Source organism: Cupriavidus respiraculi (assembly GCF_914271545.1).
In the GTDB taxonomy this organism is placed as follows: Bacteria; Pseudomonadota; Gammaproteobacteria; order Burkholderiales; family Burkholderiaceae; genus Cupriavidus; species Cupriavidus respiraculi.
In genome coordinates this window covers 455,031-473,869 of the sequence record NZ_CAJZAH010000001.1, presented here as the reverse complement: position 1 = coordinate 473,869, position 18,839 = coordinate 455,031, and the positions used below count along the sequence as shown (strand labels likewise).

Here is an 18,839-nt window from a genome sequence, read left to right as displayed (position 1 = left end):
GCTTGTTCAGACTGGAGCATCATCTTCGACGTGTTCACACGATGAAGTATTGTCCAATGACTGCCACAGGTCTTGCAGCGTAGGGTTGGCGTTGGCAATCGCCCGGTAGCACCTGATTTCCAATTGAGCAGTCCAGGTGTCGTGGCCCGCCTGGACGAGGCGTCCCGCTGCGATCTCCTCCGCAACCGCGCTTACCGGTAACCACGCAACGCCGTATCGCTCGACCACCATCTTCATCAGCAACATCGCCATGTCCGCCTCGTAGCAGCTACGCAGATGGTACGGTGCGTCGGCGCTGTTCAAGATCATATCGACAACGCGTCCCATGAATGTCGTGGCCGTGTACGCGAGGTACGGGAGCGGAGCGTCGGTCGTGCCCGGCAGCGAAAAGATCGGTTTGCCGCGGTCGTCTGGCGCAGATACAGGGATGAAATCCTCATGGCCTAACGTGATGCCGGCGAACTTGTCGCGGTCGAGCAGGATCGGCACGAGTGGATGGTGATAGCCGATCATCAAGTCGCAACTGCCTTCAGCCAATGCGACGACGGCATCGTGAACGTTCGCTGCGACGACTCGCGCATTGAAATCACCGGTTTGTTGGTGGAACTGCTTCAACCACCTTGGCAAGAACGTCAACGAGAGCGTATGGCCGGCGGCGATCTGGATGGAACGGCCTGGCATCTTTGCCTCCTGGCGCAGTTCCGAACGCAGTTCCGTAATGGCACCGACGGATTCTTTGCTTTGCTCGCAGAACCTGCGGCCAGCAGGCGTCAATTCGACCGGGTAGGTGCCTCGGTCTACCAATTCGACGCCAACCCAATCTTCCAGCGACTTTACGCGTCGAGAAAGTGCTGATTGCGTAACAAATCGGAGCTCTGAGGCCCGGGAGAAGCTGTGCGTCTGTTCGATCGCCAAAAGATCTTCGATCCACTTCAGTTGCATTTGGCACCTCTTTGCCGCTGAGGGTCACACGTACCCAAGTGGGCAGCCGAACGCCCACGTAAACCCCATGTATGGACCGAAAACGCAAGAAATAAGCGAATCCTGATCATCAAAGTACAGCATAAAGTGCGCTATGTGGCGCTCCAAGCAAAACTATTCTGGTATGGAATAGTTTCAATTTACATCCTCATAAAGTGGATTCCATTGCGCTCCTAGAATCCGGTTGGCAAACAAGGCGCACTGATGAGGAATGCGATGGCTATTCAACAAGATTTCAAGGGAACGCGGCGCGAGCATGACTTGCTTGGCTACCGCGAGGTGCCGGCAGACGCGTACTACGGCATTCATACGCTGAGGGCACTGGAGAACTTCCCGATCACTGGCGACCCAATCTCGAAGTACCCAGAGCTGATTGTGGCCCTGGTCGATATCAAGGAGGCCGCGGCGCTTGCAAACCGCGAGTTGGAACTGCTTGATGAGCAGCGCGCCAACGCCATTGTCGAGGCCTGCAAGGCCATTCGCGCGGGCCAGCACGCCGACCAGTTTGCCGTCGATCTGATTCAGGGCGGCGCGGGCACGTCGACCACAACATGAATGCCAATGAGGTCGTGTGCAACAAGGCGCTGGAAATTCTCGGACGCCAGCGCGGTGAATACGACGCGCTGCATCCGAATGAACACGTCAACATGAGTCAATCGACCAACGACGTGTACCCAACCGCGCTTAAGATTGCCACCTGTCGGAGCGTGCTGCGATTGCTGGACCAGATGGCGCTGCTTGAGTCGTCCTTCGAACGCAAGTCCGCAGAGTTCCGCGACATGCTGAAGGTGGGTCGCACGCAACTCCAAGACGCCGTGCCCATGACGCTGGGACAGGAGTTTGGTACGTACGCCGTCATGCTGAATGAAGACCGCCAGCGATTGGGCGAAGCACTGCCACTCATCAGCGAAATGAATCTCGGCGCGACAGCGATCGGCACCGGCATCAACGCCCATCCGGACTACGCAGTGCTCGTGCGCAAGCACCTGTGCACCGTAAGCGGACTCCCGCTGCATACCGCGCCCTACCTCATTGAGGCGACACAAGACTGCGGAGCATTCGTTCAGCTCTCGGGGGTGCTCAAGCGGATAGCCGTCAAGCTCTCCAAAGTTTGCAACGACCTGCGCCTTCTCTCGAGTGGTCCACGCTCTGGGCTGGGCGAGATTAACTTGCCGCCGGTGCAGGCAGGTTCCAGCATCATGCCTGGCAAGGTAAATCCCGTGATTCCGGAAGTTGTGAATCAGGTGGCCTTTGAAGTTATCGGCAATGATATGACCATCACGATGGCCGCTGAAGCCGGGCAACTGCAGCTCAACGCCTTTGAGCCGGTCATTGCCTATTCGCTGTTCCGCAGTATCAGCCATTTGACGCAGGCTTGCGCTACGCTCGAGGAAAAGTGCGTACGCGGCATTACGGCGAACCGTGACCATATGCGAGAGATGCTGGACAGATCCATCGTGCTTGTGACCGCGCTGAACCCCTACATCGGTTACGCAAATTCGACCGAGGTCGCACGAGAGGCGCTAGAAACGGGCCGCAAGGTTGCCGACATCGTGTTGGAGCGAGGCCTGCTGTCGCAGGAAGCACTGAACGAGATTCTCCGGCCGGAAGTCTTGACGTCGCCCCGCGCGCCGATCGCATTCAATAAATAAGCACCGGGGATCGACGAGTTCCCGGTCAGACCATCTGTAGGTGGAGGACACAATGAACACGAAGCGACTGACCACACATATCGTGGTTGCAATGGTGGCCGGCATAGCCGTTGGCTGGCTGTGCCACAGCCTGGCCAAGGATGCCCAGGCCGCAAAGGAAATCGCCGGCTATTTCGGCATCGTGACCGACATTTTCCTGCGCATGATCAAGATGATCATTGCCCCCCTGGTGTTCGCCACCTTGGTTGGTGGGCTGGCCAGCATGGCTGACGGTGGCGCCGTCGGCCGAATTGGCCTGAAGGCCATGGTCTGGTTCGTTTCCGCCTCGGCGATCTCCCTCGCGCTTGGCATACTGCTGGTCAACCTGTTCCAGCCAGGTGCCCATTTGAATCTCACCATCCCCGAAGCCAGCGCGGCAGCGACCAACCTCAGGGTTGGAGACTTCAGCCTGAAGGGCTTTATCACACATGTGTTCCCGAAGAGTATCTTCGAAGCCATGGCCAACAACGAGATTCTGCAGATTCTCGTGTTCTCACTCTTCTTCGGCGCGGCGTTGGCGTTTGTAAAGGGCAGCGGCAATTCCACCCTCGTCAACGCAATTGAAGAACTGACGAAGGTCATGTTTCGCATTACGGACTATGTGATGCGCTTCGCGCCGGTCGGCGTCTTCGCCGCGATGGCGGCTTCCATCACGGTGGAAGGCGTCGGTGTTCTGGCCAGCTACGGCAAGCTGATCGGCGAGTTCTACCTCGGGCTCGCGATCCTCTGGGCGATGCTGTTCGGTGTGGGTTTCCTGTTCCTCGGCCGTAGGACCTGGCAACTCGGGAAGCTGATTCGTGAACCCATTCTGCTCGCATTCTCGACCGCCAGCAGCGAATCGGCCTACCCGAAGACCATCACGGCCCTGGAACGCTTTGGCGTCTCCAAGCGCGTGTCGAGCTTCGTCCTGCCGCTGGGATACTCGTTCAACCTCGATGGGTCGATGATGTACCAGGCTTTCGCCGTCATGTTCATTGCCCAGGCGTACAACATCGAACTGTCCTTGACCCAGCAACTGACCATCCTCCTGGTGCTCATGGTCACGAGCAAGGGCATGGCTGGCGTTGCACGGGCATCGCTGGTGGTGGTCGCTGCCACGCTGCCCATGTTTCATCTGCCGGAGGCTGGCCTCCTGCTCATCATTGGCATCGACCAGTTCTTCGACATGGGTCGGACCGCGACCAACGTCGTTGGCAACAGTGTCGCCACCGCTGTCGTGGCAAAACTTGAGAACGAGACGTCACCTGGAACGGTCGGTGATGACGCAGATGTCGCGCCGGCAGGGGCGATCGCCGCACAGGTCAGCCGCCACGCATCCATGAACTAAGCTTGAATCTCTCTGCACGAAATCAGCCTCGAAACCGGATCACCTAGACGCAATGCAAGACCTTACCTTTGGAATGATCGGCGGCCTCGGGACGCTTGCCGGGGCTGATCTTTTCCTCAAGCTTGTGAAAAGCCGTGCAGTCATGGCCGACCAGGGCCGATATCACTTCCTGTTCGAGCAGCATCCCTTTCGAGATGTCGCGGAGCCGCTCACCCGCGACGCAAACATGACGAGCCGTAAGCTCTACGTGTTCAAGACCTGCCAGTCATTCGAGAGCAGGAAGGTTGATGCGGTGCTTATGCCCTGTTTCGCATCTCACACCTTCCGTGATGAACTCCAGTCGGAGTTGTCCATTCGCATTGTCAACATGATGGATGCACTGGGCCAGGCGTTGCGCGACGCATTGCCGGAGGGTGGGCGTATTGGTGTCCTGGCATCAGACTACGTTCGCGTTGCCGCATTGTTCGATACACACTTCAGACAACGCTATGAGATAGTCTATCCGACCACCACGACACAGGCCGTGCTGATGGAGGCGGTGTACGGCGCCGACGGCATCAAAGCCGGCAATACCGAGGGGCTCTCCTTGGAGCACGTCCATCAATCGTGCTTGGAGTTGCTTGACGCCGGGGCCTCCTTGATTGTCCCAGGCATGACCGAACTGTCACTGGTCGCCACCGCCCTGCAACGTCGTGGTATCCCCATTGTCGACGTGAACCAGATCTACGCTGACTATGCGACGTCGCTGGCGGACGGACAATTCAATCCGGCGTTCAAGCTCGGCATCGTCGGCGGCGTGGGCCCGGCTGCAACGGTGGACTTTATGGGAAAGATCGTGAGCAACACCGTTGCGTCCAAGGACCAGGATCACATTAAGATGGTCGTGGAGCAGAATCCGCAAATCCCGGATCGCACGGCAAATCTGCTGCGCCACGAAGCGGACCCGACAGTTGCACTCTACGCAACCTGCAAACGTCTGGAATCTGAGGGGGCAAACGCCATTGCGATCCCCTGCAATACCGCCCATGCGTATGTTGAGCGGATTCAGCCGCATCTCTCGATTCCGATCGTCAACATGCTGACGGAAACCATCGGACACATCGTCGGCAAGTATGGAAAGGGAACGAAAGTTGGACTTCTTGCGACGTCGGGCACGGTGGAGAGTCGGGTATATCACGATGCTGCCGCAGGGCAGCTAGAACTGATCACACCGCCGCCCGACTTCCAGGCGATGGTGATGGAGGCAATCTATGGCCCGACAGGCGTGAAGGCTGGCTACACGCAGGGGCACTGTGCAGCGTCGCTTCGGGCAGCCATCGAGCACCTCCAAAATAAGGGTGCGCAAGTCCAGATCCTCGGCTGCACCGAACTCCCGCTCGTTTTCTCGCAGACCGACAGCTTCCCGGTCGGAAGCGCGAGCGTCGCACTAGTGGACCCAACTGATGTCCTTGCAAAACGGTGCGTCCAGCTAGCGTCCTCCGCCCAGGCGTAGTCACCTACACAATGCTCTCCTCGAGGCGGCCTCACGCCTCGGCCCACGCACGACAGTTCATTGATGCCTTTTTTGCGCTTCACTCGTTTTCTTGCCGCCTCGGCATTTGCTTTCGGCGCCCTCCCCCTCCCCGCAACGGCCGCGCAGGCTCCACAGATTGCAGCACGCTCTTACATTTTGCTCGACAGCGGCTCGCATCGCGTCATGCTCGAGAAGAATGCTGACGAGCGTCTACAGCCCGCGTCGCTAACTAAAATGATGACAGCCTACGTCGTGCTTGACGCCCTGAAGGCGAGCACGATCAAGTGGGAACAGTTGGTGCGTGTGGAGGCCAGCGACCTTGCTCATGTGGGCGGCGACGAGGCAACCATGCGCCTCCAGGCCGGCCAGATCATCAGCATTCAGGACCTACTGACGGGTCTCATTGTTGTCTCAGCAAACGATGCGGCAATGGTCCTGGCCCGTACGGTCGCCGGGTCGGAGGACGCATTTCTAGGGAAAATGAACGATTACGCCAATCGTCTAGGGCTGAGTGCCAGTCACTTCGCCACCCCTTCCGGCATTACCACGCCAAACCACTACTCGACTGCCCGAGACATTGCCCACCTGTCGGTGCGCTTGACGGAGGATTTTCCGGTCTACCTGGCCTTCTCCGCTCAGCGGGATTTCAGCTATGGCAGCTTCACCAGACACAACAAGAATCGGCTGCTGGACGATCCAACTATCGATGGCCTGAAGACGGGCCATACTGCCAAGGCAGGCTATTGCCTGGCGGTCACGGCAAAGCGCTCGGTGGCCAAGGGCAAAGCGATGCGACGTGTTTTCGCTGTGGTTCTCGGCGCACCCTCCAACGATGGGCGCTTCGTCGCGGGCAGGCAACTGATCGATTACGGCTTTCATTGAGCCCGCTGCGGCTCTGAGCCGCTCGTCGCTGGGGATGGTCAACGGCAAGCAGCGGTATAGCCCTCTGACTGCATGTTGTGCCGGCGTATGGGGGCGCGCAATGCGAAGCACGAGAACTCCAGGTCGCCGTTGACGGGAGTTTGTGTAATTCCTGGCACGTTAAGACTCTCCCTCACTAGCGGGTTGACGATGCTCACCCCTGCGCTTGGCGAGCGTGATGCGAACCGGTGCCGGGGCAAACGCAGTCTCATGCCGGATGCGCTAACTCCCCTTTGCCCTGCGCCCGCGCGACGTCGGCTTCGCCGGCACACTTCTCCCATACTCATTCCACCACGCTGTCAGCGCCTCCATCGTGGCCCCCAAGCCGCGCGCCTTTGCCGTGATCTCGTACTCGACGCGCGGCGGCACCTCAGCAAACACCGTGCGCGATATTAGGCCATCCGCCTCCAATTCACGAAGCTGTGCCGTCAACATGTGCTGAGTGATCCCCGGTATGGCCTTGCGCAGTTCCCCAAAGCGATAGATCCGCTGGTTGAGCAGCCACATGATTTCCAGCTTCCACTTTCCCGACAGTAGCGCAAATGCCCGGCGCATTTCCTCGTGCATGTTGATCTCATCGCCGCCATTAGTCTTCTTTTCCATACTAACCACCAGTTTTTCATCCTACTTGCTGACTTTTAGCTTAGACGACATTCTGTTGCGTGTCGATGCAATCCCCCAGCTTTAGGAAACCTCATGACTCAAAGTTACGTGTACTGGATCAGCACGGCGCTGCTCTCCTTGCTCTATCTCGCTTCCGCGACGATGTATTTAGCCAAACGGGCTTGGGTTGTCCAGGCACTTACAGACCTTGGCTATCCCGGCTATCTCGTACCGTTTCTCACTGCGGTAAAGCTCCTGGGCGTGGCCGCCATTTTGGCGCGCGTCAGCGCGCCGCTAAGCGACCTGGCCTACGCCGGCATGTTTTATCACCTGCTGCTGTCTGGTTTGGCTCACCTTGGCGTCCGTGAACTGAGAGGTGCGCTGCCTGCGGTAGTCGGCGTTGTGCTGCTCGTTTCGTCGTTCGCAACACAGAACATCGCTCGCGAGACCCCGTCCCCCTACGCTCCATTTGCGGAGCGCCAAACATCCCTCAACTAACGGAGATCAACCATGGCTCGACTCAACGGAAAAGTCGCGATCATCACTGGTGCCGGCCGCGGCATCGGCCGCGCCACCGCAAAACTGTTTGCCGCAGAAGGCGCCAAAGTGGCCGTTCTTTCGCGCACCCTGGCCAATGTGGATGCGGTCGTTGCCGACATTCGCGCTGATGGCGGAACGGCAATCGGCGCGCTTTGCGACATCGCCAATGCCGGCGAGATTAAGGCAGCGGTGGATAAAGTCGTCGCTACCTATGGCGGGATCGACATCCTCGTCAACAATGCCTTCGACTCATCCGCGCCGTTCTCTTCCATTACCGATCTGTCGACGGAACAGTTGCAGCGCAATTTCGAGATGGGACCGATTGCGTATCTGCGGACGATGCAGGCGGCGTACCCCTACCTCAAGGCGAGCGGTGAAGGACGTGTCATCAACTTCGGCTCAATGGCTGGTGTCCTGGGCTTGGTGGGATATGGTCCGTACAACATGGCCAAAGAGGCAGTGCGCGCTCTCACCCGCACCGCTGCCCGTGAGTGGGGCCCCGACAAGATCACGGTGAATAATGTACTGCCGGTGGCCGAGACATGGGGTCCGGAAACCAACGTCCCTCCGCCGACCAACCCGCTCGGCCGCTATGGTTCGCCGGAAGACGATATTGCGCCTGTCGTCCTGTTCTTGGCGAGTAAGGATGCCCAGTTTTTGACCGGATACAGCCTTACCCCCGACGGCGGCTCGATCATCGACAGCGCTCGATAGCTCGGAGCAACTGTCCGTGGTTCGAACACGTATGCAATGCTATCAAATTTGATCGGGCCACTAGCACCTGAGGCTGTGAAGCGGCAATTGAGAGAGAGATGAAAGTTACCCTTTTCGGAGCGACCGGGAAAACCGGGCCATCCCTTGTAAACGAGGGCCTGCAGCGCGGCTTCGAACTCACCGTCTTTGCACGTTCCAGCAGTAAGTTTGAGAACGCCAATGTGCAGATTGTCCGAGGCGAGTTTACCGATATTGACTTGTTGCGAGACGCAATCCGTGGATCAGATGCGGTGCTTTCGGCGCTGGGCCCTGCCAGGCAGCCACACCCGAAAGGTATGCCAATCACTACGGCGACCCGGGCAATCATCTCAGCGATGGAACGCGAGCAGGTGAAGCGGTTCATCGCGGTCTCGACCGGGACAGCCGCTGATCCTGGCGATGATTTCGACCTCAAGATCTGGCTGCCTGCCGCAATCATCAAGTTCGCGATGCCAAGTGCTTACGAAGATATGATCGGACTTGCAAGAGCGATCCGTATCTCGTCGCTTGATTGGACAATGGTTCGAGCGGCTGTATTGAAGAATCGCCACGCCGCGGAGCAACTCAACGTCGGCTTGTATGGTCACGCCAAGCATTCGCTGACGGTCGCCCGTGAAGACTTGGCCAAATTCATGTTTGATCAAATTGCGAACCACGATTTCGTTCGCCGGGCTCCCGGAATCAGCACCCGACAATGACTTCGGGGAGGAGACCGCTAAGCGCTTAACTGCCCGGCCCAGTGTTCATGAACGCTGATTTTCCGTCCTGCTTACAAAGCGGTAAAACACATCGATTTCCGGGACTGTTGGGAGTTGCACCGCCTTTCAGTCACGAACTGGACTCTCGGCGCATGAATGATGAGCGACCAAGAGTGTCGTACGGGACGGCGGCATTTGACGTCGGTGAAGGGCGCCTCCTACGGCCGTTCTCGTCAGTCCACAGCGCTGCCTCGAACTCTAATGGATGGCCTCGGCACGCAGCAGCTTCCACGTGCCAATTTGGTGGTCGAATACGGCCCCATCGGGAGCCACCGCAGATCGCACATCCCAAAATTGATACCGGTCTGCCTTCCCGCCGATGGCGATAGTTTGTCCGCGGGCAATGCTCGCGCCCTTCACCAACAAATGCCGGGTAATGATTCCGACAACATTCGCACAGTTTGGGATTTCGGCCGGGGCACTGACTTCCTTCATCCCAAAATTATGCATACCGCAACTATAGGCACCGCTGCCGGCCCCATCGACCGTCACGACAAACGCCCGAAGAATCCCATCGACGCCCTCGCTCGCGAAGTCCAGCCATTTTTGCGGCGTATGGGCAATGCCGACGTGCTCGACGAGCACACCCAGCGCCCCAGCTTGAACCACAGCGCTTGCCGCAGCCATCAGATGCATCATCCGATGCAAACTGCCCCCCGCGCCCTTGATAATGACGCACGACGCGTGCTGCCTCACTGCACGCATCTCGCTGGTGTCGTGCCAGTGCAGACCAAAACACCAAAAATCCAGCACGGTATTCCTACGACGTCCTTTCCGAAACTCGATGAGGACGCTCTCCCCCGTGTGCAAATCCGTGAGCATGCCGTCAACAAGACGATACTTTGGCGCTTGAGAACTTAGCGCGGATAGAAATTCGGCACGGGAGACCCACGCGCCCGGAAGGGAAAGAACAACGAGAGAGTTTTGCATCGGACGGCTACATGAAAGTTGTCGAAGCGGCGGCGGAGCGATGCTCGTCACATACCAACTTCGATTTGATCTAATCGACAAAGCAAGGCGTCGGTTAGCCAGGACAGGAAAGCGCACCATCCGCCGTGTGAGAGACCCTGGCCGTCAGGCGTATCGATCAGCCACCCCGACGACTGGCCCGGCGCGCAATCGAGTTGCCACCGTAGCCATCGACGGAGAGGCACCGTGAACTCCGACGGCACGTCGTCAAGGCGGATGTATTCTTCGGGTTCAGATTTGATGGTTTGCAGTCCGCCCGGCAACCAATTCGCCAATGCGCAGTGTCGTTGCGCTGGTGTCGACGTTCGTTCCTCCCTCGGAGGATCTTCGTAACCTACGGTCACCGCCGTCACGCAATCTTCGCAACTGAGCGCACCATCATTCTTTGCGCGTTGGATGTTGCGCAGAATCTCCTGCGTGCGAAGAAACTGGCGCTCGGAAATCTCCCGGGTCGCCCGGAGCCGGCGATTCGCCCGGTACAACGTTTCCAGCGGGTAGCGTTGGGCGAGTTGGACCACATCAAACAGGGTCGGACGCGCGAGGATGATAGGGATTTCCGCCGGGGTGCCGCGCAGTTTGGGGTTGGACCATAGGTGTGCACCCGCGCGAAACGCCAGGTCTCGGAATACAAATTTTTCAGCCATGGTACCCCTCCCAGCAACTCGAAACCGTCTTAGATCGACTCGCGCGATAGCACGGTGCCCTGCGGCACGTCCTCCGAACGATGCATCGTGCGCTTAACCGGTGCCACGACGCTAAGCGCCATGCCGACCAATTGCATTGGGCGAACGAGGTCCCGTTCCACATTGTCTAGCGATGCGATGGTCCGGAACGTTGTGCGCGGCCCCGGGCCCCGCGCATCGAACTCGTCCATGACGATTCGGTAGGCACCGGTCACCAGCGAATCGCCCGCGATGTTCTCGATCTCAAGCTGCCCAAGTGTTCGGCGGCAGTCTTCCTGTCCGTCTGGAATGAGTTCCACGGTCACGCGTAGCATGGTGTTCACTTCCCGCTGAGCGTGCTTGCGGCCATCCCCTGCAGTCGCTGGGTCAGGTCGCACCGTGTCGACGCGCTCGCAAGCCCCAGCGCCCCATCCGTCTCGACCAAGTGGTCGCGCAGCGCGACGGGCCAGCCCTCGCTGTCGTCGTCGATGGCCAGCCAATGTTCGGCCCGCAGCCCAGATCGCGCAACGTATCGCGCGATCTGGGCATACCGCGTGAGTTCGCTGAACCAGCTCGCGTCGATGCGGTGCGCACCCTCATGGTGTCGCGCCATGGCCGAATGCCAAGTAGCGCCGATCACGCGCGCCTGCAACGCAGCGGGCAGATAGGCTTGGGTTCGGCTGAAGCTCTTGAGCACGCGCACCCACGACGTGGAGAGAACAATCTGGACCTGGGGATAGGGGGCGAGAGCTTCCACGAGAATCGGCGCCCACATGAACAGCGAGCCTGCCGCACGCAATTGAGGCCGGCCATTGACCAGATAGGCCGCATCGGGGTGCAGAACACCGTCGTAGTCCAGAAACAAAATCATCGTGCATCGTGTCGTTGCGCTGACGCAGGGCAATGCGTAGCCGCTCGTGCCTGCCGCCCCAGATCCGCCGTTCGGCGGCAGGCCCTCTCGGTGCTATGCGCGCGGGGCGGCGATCGGTGTGCGCAGCAGTGTGACGCCGCGCGAAGCCCTTGGTTAAGGGCCGCTGCAAAGGCGGCATTGTGTCTCAACGACTACAGAATGAGAAGACCTTGACGCAAGAATATGTTCGGAAAGCCTTGTCTTTCATGGAAACGGCGAGCTTATATAGCAGGAAAATATTGTGACTCAACGACCACTGACAGATAAGGGAACGGTCCGCAATATGGACGCATGTCCCGTGTCCATCAGCCCTCCGCTCGTGAATTGCTCGCCCTGAATATTCGGCGACTGCGCGCGGCCTATGCATGGACGCAGGAAGATCTGGCCTGGCAAGCGGACATGGACCGTTCGTTTCTGGCACACGTCGAAAGGGCGGCCCGCAATTTGTCGATCGACGTCATTGAACGGCTGGCGCTCGCCCTGGAAGTCCCGGTCGCGGAACTGTTTCGCGTGCCAGACGTGACGCCCCCGCGCAAGCGCGCCCCGCGTCATTGAGCCAGGGGCGTTTGGCGCAGATTCCTCAGTCGATCTGAAAGAATTCCGGCTGCTGTCCGGCGTTGATGGCCCGCTGAAACCAGTCGGGACGCTCCCCTCGCCCATCCCAGGTTTGCCCCTCGGCATTTTGCGGTAGCGTGGCCGTGCCGCTGTGGGCGCGAAACAGCCGGCCGCCAATAAATCGGCCAGTGTCAGGCCCGATTGCGCCATCTTGATACGCACCCAGCGAATGGCGTCGGCGCGGGCAATCTCATGGGGCGCGTGCATGGGCGGTGGCTCGAAGCGGTTAGGCGGCGGCCTTGCGCCGTGCCCCGGATCGCACCTTGGCGCCGTCGCGCCAATTGCCCAGCAACTCGCGCGACAGGTCCCGTTCAGTCTCGGCACGCTCGGCCCGCCGGGTCATTTCTGCCAAGGCCTCCTGGGCGGCACCCAGTTGTTGCTGTCCGCTCTCCTGCGCGTCCTGCAGCGCCGCGCAACGTACCTGCGCCGCCTGCGCCTGGGCTTGCCAACTACCCAGCGCTTCGGCCGCGGCCACCGCTTCCTGCCGCTGCATGTCGCGCAAGCGATCCACCTCCACCCGCGCCGCATCGAGTCCCCGGTCACTCTGGCGCCGCGCCGTGCGTTCCTGGTCCAATTCCAGTTGGGCACGCCGCACGGCAGCGTCCCCGCGCGCCTCCATCGCTTCGAGTTGCTCGCGCATGCGCTCCAGCTCCGCCAGGAAATCACTGCGCGCGGCGCCCGCCTGCTCGCGCGCCGCCAGCAGTTCGCTCTGCAAGGCCTCCCGGTGCGTCGATGCGGCTGCTTCGGCGCCGCGCGCCTGCGCCACCTGCTCCTGCAACTGGCGGCATTCAGCCCGCAACGCCTCGCGCTCGCGCTCGAGCGCGGTGAGCGCGGCTTGAGCGTCGGCGAAAGCCATCTGCGCGGCATCCCGCTCGGCCGCGACGACTTGCTCCTGCGCCTCTATGTCTTGGCGCGTCGCGGCGAGTTCGGCCAAGACGGCTTCGCCGGCGGCGCGCCAGATGGTCTGGACGGCGTCGGCAGCCACCTGCTTCAGGCTGTCGGGGAGATCGGGATGGTCAATCGTGACCCGCGAACGGGCGCGCAGGTCTTGCCAGAACTGCTGCAGCGCCTGGGCCGGCGTGCCCATGCTGCCCTTGCGCACCAGTTGATAGAGCTTGTTGGTGGTGGGCGTGATGCCGTAGCGAAAGAACAGCAGCCCGCACACCTCGCGGTAGAGCGTGCGCGTGTCGGCGTGAAGGTGCCGCAACTGCTCGACCTCGGCTTCGAGGCGAAGGGGATCTACAGCGTCTGGCGTCATGGTCGAGCACCTTTTTGGACATTCAGAGTTAAATATTACTACGTAATACGTAGTGGATAACAAGATTCGTGTAAAAGTTTAGACATAAGTACGCTTATGTCTATAATATTGGCTCGAATCGCCTCCCCACGCTGCCCCTGTCGGTATGCATAAATTTGTGCCCTCTTTTTGCAGAATTTTGTTCCCGACCCCCATGGGCACGCCTGGCTGGCGCGCTGGAGCGCACGCACCGGCGGCAGGCGCGGCGTGACTCGGCTAGCTTGCGTGGCACGCCTGACGGCGAACGTCATCGCTTTGCGCAGCTGAATCCCGTCCATCGGATCGCCCCGCGCCGTCGGCGGGGTGAAGGCTGACGACGGACCGATGCGTTGGGGGAAGGTACAAAATTGCTTCAAGTGTCGGCTGGGGGAACAATTTCTTGCAGCGTTTCTCGACGCAATATTGTTACCATCGCCCTGCAATCGGCTTGCTGGCGTGCGACCAGCGGGAACAAATTTGTGCAAACCGACGCTTAGGCCGATACACCATGGAACTGCTCCCGATTAAACCTTTGGATGGCCTGGCCGCCCCGCTTCCCACCCCGCTGGAGCGCCTGCGCCTGACCCCGGCGCTGTCCGGCGCGGCCGGCAGCAACCGCGCGCCCGCCAGCGCCACGCGGATCGCCGCGGCCGACGACCTGGCCGCCGTCACCGCCTGGCTCGCGCGCTATGCCGACAGCACCGCGACGCTCACCACTTATCGCCGCGAGGTGGAGCGGCTGATCCTGTGGACCGTGCTCCAGGTGGGCAAGCCCTTGTCCTCGCTGACGCACGAAGACCTGCTCGCCTACGAGCGCTTCCTCGCCGATCCGCAACCCGCCGCGCGCTGGGTGCTGGCCGGCAGCAAGAAGCTTGCACGCGGCCACCCCGACTGGCGCCCGTTTGCCGGGCCGCTGTCGCCGTCCAGCGTGCGCCACGCGATGGTGATCCTGAACGCGCTGTTCGCCTGGCTGACCGAGGCGGGCTACCTGGCCGGCAACCCGCTTGCCCTCGCCCGCCGCCGGCGCGCCCCCACCCGAGCGCGCATCACCCGCTATCTGAGCCACGACCTGTGGGAAACGGTCAAAGACACCGTCGCGGCCATGCCGACCGAGACCGCGCGGGAACGCCGGCACGCCGCGCGCTGCCGGTGGGTGCTGACCGTGCTCTATCTGGGCGGCCTGCGCGCCTCCGAGCTGACGGCGACCCCCATGGGCGCGTTCTTCTGCCGGCGCGATGGCCAGGGCATCGAGCGCTGGTGGCTCGAGGTGACCGGCAAAGGCAACAAGACCCGGCTGGTGCCGGCGACCGACGAACTGATTGCCGAACTCGCGCGCTACCGTCGCGCCCACGACCTGCCGCCTACCCCGCAGTTCGGGGAGACGCGGCCACTGGTGCTGCCGGTGATTGGCAGAGAGGGTGGCGAGAAACCCCTGTCACGCGGCGCGCTGCACCTGATCCTGAAAGAGGTGTTTGGCATGGCCGCGGAGCGCCTGCGGGCGCGCGGGCCCGAGTGGGGGGCGCAGGCCGCGGTGCTGGCCAGCGCCTCGGCCCACTGGCTGCGCCACACCGCCGGCTCGCATATGACCGACCAGCAGGTCGACCTGCGTTATGTGCGCGACAACTTTGGGCACAGCTCGCTGTCGACGACGAGCGGCTATCTGCACAGCGAAGAGGATGCGCGGCACGAGGCCACGCAGGAGCGGCACCGCATCGGATGGATCAGGAAAGCATAAGGCGCGTCAGCACACCAAGCGAAGTGCATTTCCGCACCGATCTGGGATCGCATCAGAGATTGATGCCCAGCCTGATCGCAGGCCTCTACTACTCTTCCAGCCAGGCGTGCTGTCGCCTGGCCGCGTCCTCGCCGATCTTGGCCGTATGGGCCGCTGCCTGTTCAAGCCAAGGCGCATGCGCCCTGGGAACGACCAGCATCGCCAAACCCAGTCCGTCCAACGCACGCAGGGCGTGCTCGAGATTGACGCCCTTGCCGTTCTCGAGCTTGGACAGCATGCCGACCGAGACCCCGCAATGTCTTGCCGCCTGGTCAATGGGCATCCTTTTCCCTGCCCGCGTTGCTCGAATGCGGTCGCCCAGTTGGTGAATGGTGCGAATCGTCGCACGCGACGGTGGCTTCGGATCAGGTAGTGGTCGTGGCATGGAGGTCGTTCTTGCAAAAGGAACACCAGCGTGGAGAGCGGTTTTCTGTGTTGTTTCACTATCGTGAAATTATACTCTCACAATGGCGGCCGGATGCCGGCAAAGATCTGCGCCTGCTAATAAGCACTTCGCAGAGGGTGGCAATTGCAGACACGGCATCGAAAGACCCCAGAAGAGACCGAACACTACGGTCCTGGACGCAACCTCCGTAGTCTCTACTGGGGCCAGGCCCCAACACCTTGACTGCTCTCGGGAGAGCTAGCGTTCTCTTCGCTGCGTCGGACCCGTCGCGATGAAAGGATGCTTAGAAAGCGGTGAAGCCCGTCAACGCGGATATCTCGCGCGTTGTCCGCAAGACCGGTATCAGGACAGGTGGAGGTTGATCGGTGCGAGTTTAACTTGATAGGACTGGGTGAACGATGACCTCATGTCCACGCGTCGCGGGCGCTCAAAGTGAGCGCTCATCTCATGGAAGAGCGCGCATCATGTTTGTTGAGGAAGCACAACAGCGCTAGGCCGGTGAATGCCGCTGCTGCTTCGATTCCAAGCAACATTCGAACGAGATCATTTGGCCACCCGTCAGCGGAAATGCTGACCAGCCGCCCGAGCACCAGGCCGCTGGTGAACACGACGTTGATCCACATCGAGGGCTTTCGCCACGCCTTCGAGAGTAGACCCAGGGCCAGCAACAGACTGATACCGAGATGCATGCCACCGTAGTTGGCACGGATCTCATTGAAGGCATTCACCGAATGGGGTTGCATATCGAGGCCCGCCATTGCCGTAGCGGGGTCGTGAAACGTATGCAAGCCAATTAGCAGGAAAGCCAGTGCCGAAACGGCCAGGTATATTTGAGAGAGGCGATGCATGAGTTGGCTCTCAGGTAGCGGACGTTGACGGAGTGGGTGTCGACTCACTGCCGGTCGGCTCGTTCCTGTCCACCGTCCATGTGTGGATGGGTTCATGACCACGGCGCACCCATTCCGGCGGCCGCCACAGGTGTTGCAGTCGCTGCCACACGGGCCCCGGTGACATCACGTCACGCCACATGTCGACAAACTCGTGGAGATTCAGCACCAGGATATTGTAGGACTTAATCTGTTGGGTGATGCCGTATTGCACCGTCTCCCGTTCTTCTTCGAAAGTGCCAAACATGCGATCGAAAATGATCAACATGCCACCGTAGTTCTTGTCGATATATTGGTCGTTTCGGCCATGATGGGCACGGTGATGGGACGGTGTATTGAAGATGTACTCAATCCAGCCAGGAAGGCGGCGGATCAGTTCGGTATGAATGAAATACTGATAGGACAGATTCACGGCCAGGATGAGTGCGACTGCGGCCGGCGGCACACCGAGGAGCACGGGAGGAAGGAAAAAGATGAAACTCCCAGCGACCACATTGAGCATCGATTGTCGTGCCGCCGTAGTGAAGTTCATGTTCTCGCCGGTATGATGAACGACGTGCGCCGCCCAAAACCAGCGGATTCGATGGCTGGCGCGATGAAACCAGTAGTAGCAGAACTCGACCGACAGAATGATTGGGAGAATGGTCCAACCGTCCACCGGGATATCAAACAAACGTTTTGAATATACCCACGCATAGATGGATCCTGTCACAAGAGCCACTCCCAGGGGCTCCATGATCTGGTAAGTGGTGCCCAATGCGATGTTCGCCCACACCTCTTTCCAGTTCAGTGTCGATTCGGCTCTACGCCTTCGATTGATCAGGGTCTCGAGACTGAATGCAATGATGAAGAGAGGAACCATGCTGAGCATGAACGCCTGCTTCCAATCCACGGACTTCCCAAATATGGAATGCAGCCAGTTCATCATATCGGACGGCAATTTAGACTCCTGTTCGCTTGGCTTGCCGACAGTTTGATCAAACTGGTGACCCTCCGCATTGACAGTCCTCGACACTTTCTTGACACTTCGCGACATTGTTCATTGTCATCCCATGTCCGCGCCCACCGCTTACTACGCCAGCACCTACGTGAACCTGCTTTTCGACTACTTGCAGGACCAAGGGCTGGATGCCGTGCATGTGCTGGGGGAATCCAGCCCTAATTGCCAGGAAGTGCGACTCTACGCGCTCGATCACTGGCGGCGTTTGCTTGAGCGTGCCGCCGAGGTTTGCAATGATCCGCTCCTCGGATTGCACGTTGGCCAGCGCATTGCGCCTGCGCATCTCGGCGTGCTTGGATACGCACTTGGGGCTTGCCCTGACGTCGGGGCTGTCTTGCAACGCTGGCAACAGTACGACCGTGTGGTTGCAAACGTAACGCCGGCGGAGCTAAGAACCGAAGGTAAGTCCGTCGTGATGACGTGGCCCCGTTCGACGGAACCAACGGGGCCGCTCGTTGACGAAATGGCCTTGGCTGCGATGACCCGTTTCACGCGAGCCATGACAGATGGTGATGTGAGGCTGGAGGAGGTGTGCTTTGTTAACGCAACACCTCAAGACACCACCCCTTATCTTGCATACTTCGGCTGCCCGGTGAAGTTCGACCAACCGGAGACGAGTCTGCGCTTCCCCGTCGACCTTTTGCAGGCGCCTCTGCGTCAACCTGATGAAGCGCTACTGCGAATCATGGAGCTTCAGGTACAGGCTCTGCTGGGTGCCATGCCGAAGATGGATGACATGGAACATGCCATCAGGCAAGCGGTAGCCGGGCTCGCGCGTCAAGGCGAAGTGAGCCTTGAAACAGTGGCTTCCTCCATGCACATGACCCCCCGCACGTTGCAGCGGCGACTCGACAAACTGGGTCTGAAATTTCGCGAGCTACGTGACGACACGAGACGCCGGATTGCAGAGAATTACCTAAAAGATCCACGGCTTTCGCTCGCTGAGGTGGCCTGGATACTTGGGTACTCGGAGCACAGTGCATTTACTCGCGCATTCCGGAGATGGACATCGCAGAGCCCGCAAGCCTGGCGCCGCGAAATGGATGCGTGATCCGCTACGGGCAACAGCGCAGTCGCCCATGTGATTGCAGCGCTGAAGGTTTTAGGCTGGCCTCCTCGGCCCAAGTCCCAAGCTCTCGCACCGGGTTGCATGGCCTTCCATCGCCGCTACGGCGGAGTAAGCGACCCGCCCTGGCCCGTCGCCTCACGTGGCGGAGAAGCTGTTGAGCTTCTACCCGACTCATCTTTGAGAC

General features: G+C 60.1%; 20 protein-coding genes and 1 pseudogene. 10 read left to right on the top strand and 11 right to left on the bottom strand.

The window, feature by feature from the left end:
* Positions 1-6 precede the first annotated feature (6 nt).
* Positions 7-942, bottom strand: coding sequence for a LysR substrate-binding domain-containing protein (locus tag LDO27_RS02065; RefSeq protein ID WP_052495059.1), 936 nt, complete (start codon positions 940-942; stop codon positions 7-9).
* 255 nt (positions 943-1,197) lie between these two features.
* On the opposite strand from LDO27_RS02065, the pseudogene aspA reads away from it, so the two are divergent.
* The 4 genes and pseudogenes from aspA (at position 1,198) to LDO27_RS02045 (ending at position 6,394) form a co-directional block, all read left to right on the top strand.
* Positions 1,198-2,633 (top strand): annotated as a pseudogene (aspA, locus tag LDO27_RS02060) (aspartate ammonia-lyase).
* Between the two features lie 52 nt (positions 2,634-2,685).
* Positions 2,686-3,999: a dicarboxylate/amino acid:cation symporter gene (locus tag LDO27_RS02055; protein ID WP_224039302.1), complete on the top strand. Its 1,314-nt coding sequence runs from the start codon at positions 2,686-2,688 to the stop codon at positions 3,997-3,999.
* A gap of 52 nt (positions 4,000-4,051) precedes the next feature.
* On the top strand, positions 4,052-5,491 hold the full coding sequence (gene cuyB / locus LDO27_RS02050) for a cysteate racemase (protein WP_224039301.1): 1,440 nt from the start codon (positions 4,052-4,054) through the stop codon (positions 5,489-5,491).
* 63 nt (positions 5,492-5,554) lie between these two features.
* The gene (locus LDO27_RS02045) at positions 5,555-6,394 is read left to right on the top strand and encodes a D-alanyl-D-alanine carboxypeptidase family protein (protein ID WP_052495066.1); all 840 of its coding nucleotides are present in this window, start codon (positions 5,555-5,557) and stop codon (positions 6,392-6,394) included.
* A gap of 261 nt (positions 6,395-6,655) precedes the next feature.
* Here LDO27_RS02045 and LDO27_RS02040 read toward each other — a convergent pair whose 3' ends face one another.
* Complete coding sequence (locus LDO27_RS02040) at positions 6,656-7,036, bottom strand: winged helix-turn-helix transcriptional regulator (protein WP_043355288.1); 381 nt, start codon at positions 7,034-7,036, stop codon at positions 6,656-6,658.
* Between the two features lie 93 nt (positions 7,037-7,129).
* On the opposite strand from LDO27_RS02040, the gene LDO27_RS02035 reads away from it, so the two are divergent.
* The 3 genes from LDO27_RS02035 to LDO27_RS02025 all read left to right on the top strand — a co-directional run bounded on the left by LDO27_RS02035 (position 7,130) and on the right by LDO27_RS02025 (position 9,027).
* Positions 7,130-7,534: a DoxX family protein gene (locus LDO27_RS02035; RefSeq protein ID WP_043355290.1), complete on the top strand. Its 405-nt coding sequence runs from the start codon at positions 7,130-7,132 to the stop codon at positions 7,532-7,534.
* A gap of 12 nt (positions 7,535-7,546) precedes the next feature.
* Positions 7,547-8,290, top strand: a complete 744-nt coding sequence (locus LDO27_RS02030) for an SDR family NAD(P)-dependent oxidoreductase (RefSeq protein ID WP_224039300.1) — start codon at positions 7,547-7,549, stop codon at positions 8,288-8,290.
* Between the two features lie 98 nt (positions 8,291-8,388).
* On the top strand, positions 8,389-9,027 hold the full coding sequence (locus LDO27_RS02025) for an NAD(P)-dependent oxidoreductase (protein ID WP_043355292.1): 639 nt from the start codon (positions 8,389-8,391) through the stop codon (positions 9,025-9,027).
* A 258-nt stretch (positions 9,028-9,285) separates the two neighbouring features.
* Here the strand turns inward: LDO27_RS02025 and LDO27_RS02020 are convergent, their stop codons facing one another.
* Genes LDO27_RS02020 through LDO27_RS02005 form a run of 4 tightly spaced genes read right to left on the bottom strand, consistent with a single transcriptional unit; the run spans position 9,286 to position 11,589 of the window.
* The gene (locus tag LDO27_RS02020) at positions 9,286-10,017 is read right to left on the bottom strand and encodes a hypothetical protein (protein WP_066735637.1); all 732 of its coding nucleotides are present in this window, start codon (positions 10,015-10,017) and stop codon (positions 9,286-9,288) included.
* Positions 10,018-10,064: 47 nt separating this feature from the next.
* The gene (locus LDO27_RS02015) at positions 10,065-10,700 is read right to left on the bottom strand and encodes a hypothetical protein (protein ID WP_043355296.1); all 636 of its coding nucleotides are present in this window, start codon (positions 10,698-10,700) and stop codon (positions 10,065-10,067) included.
* Between the two features lie 29 nt (positions 10,701-10,729).
* Positions 10,730-11,053: a hypothetical protein gene (locus tag LDO27_RS02010; protein WP_066735635.1), complete on the bottom strand. Its 324-nt coding sequence runs from the start codon at positions 11,051-11,053 to the stop codon at positions 10,730-10,732.
* A 5-nt stretch (positions 11,054-11,058) separates the two neighbouring features.
* A complete protein-coding gene (locus LDO27_RS02005) occupies positions 11,059-11,589 on the bottom strand; it encodes an HAD domain-containing protein (protein ID WP_043355300.1) in 531 nt (176 codons plus the stop codon).
* Between the two features lie 330 nt (positions 11,590-11,919).
* Here LDO27_RS02005 and LDO27_RS02000 point away from each other — a divergent pair, with 330 nt between their 5' ends.
* Entirely contained in the window at positions 11,920-12,183 is a 264-nt protein-coding gene (locus tag LDO27_RS02000; RefSeq protein ID WP_043355301.1) for a helix-turn-helix domain-containing protein, read from the top strand.
* A gap of 25 nt (positions 12,184-12,208) precedes the next feature.
* Here the strand turns inward: LDO27_RS02000 and LDO27_RS25665 are convergent, their stop codons facing one another.
* Both LDO27_RS25665 and LDO27_RS01990 read right to left on the bottom strand, forming a co-directional pair.
* Complete coding sequence (locus LDO27_RS25665; protein ID WP_370459387.1) at positions 12,209-12,349, bottom strand: H-NS family nucleoid-associated regulatory protein; 141 nt, start codon at positions 12,347-12,349, stop codon at positions 12,209-12,211.
* Positions 12,350-12,469: 120 nt separating this feature from the next.
* Positions 12,470-13,501 carry a DNA-binding protein gene (locus LDO27_RS01990; RefSeq protein WP_043358190.1) on the bottom strand — a complete coding sequence of 344 codons (1,032 nt, stop codon included), beginning with the start codon at positions 13,499-13,501 and terminating at the stop codon, positions 12,470-12,472.
* A gap of 526 nt (positions 13,502-14,027) precedes the next feature.
* Here LDO27_RS01990 and LDO27_RS01985 point away from each other — a divergent pair.
* Positions 14,028-15,254 (top strand): tyrosine-type recombinase/integrase, encoded by a 1,227-nt coding sequence (locus tag LDO27_RS01985; protein WP_043355303.1) that lies wholly within the window; start codon positions 14,028-14,030, stop codon positions 15,252-15,254.
* Positions 15,255-15,342: 88 nt separating this feature from the next.
* On the opposite strand, the gene LDO27_RS01980 is transcribed toward LDO27_RS01985, so the two are convergent.
* From LDO27_RS01980 to LDO27_RS01970, 3 genes are all read right to left on the bottom strand, one after another.
* Positions 15,343-15,678 carry a helix-turn-helix domain-containing protein gene (locus tag LDO27_RS01980; RefSeq protein ID WP_043355318.1) on the bottom strand — a complete coding sequence of 112 codons (336 nt, stop codon included), beginning with the start codon at positions 15,676-15,678 and terminating at the stop codon, positions 15,343-15,345.
* A gap of 461 nt (positions 15,679-16,139) precedes the next feature.
* Entirely contained in the window at positions 16,140-16,547 is a 408-nt protein-coding gene (locus LDO27_RS01975; RefSeq protein ID WP_043355321.1) for a DUF4345 domain-containing protein, read from the bottom strand.
* A 10-nt stretch (positions 16,548-16,557) separates the two neighbouring features.
* Entirely contained in the window at positions 16,558-17,514 is a 957-nt protein-coding gene (locus LDO27_RS01970) for a sterol desaturase family protein (RefSeq protein WP_313817267.1), read from the bottom strand.
* 91 nt (positions 17,515-17,605) lie between these two features.
* Here LDO27_RS01970 and LDO27_RS01965 point away from each other — a divergent pair, with 91 nt between their 5' ends.
* Positions 17,606-18,637 (top strand): AraC family transcriptional regulator, encoded by a 1,032-nt coding sequence (locus LDO27_RS01965; protein ID WP_224039299.1) that lies wholly within the window; start codon positions 17,606-17,608, stop codon positions 18,635-18,637.
* Positions 18,638-18,839: the final 202 nt, after the last annotated feature.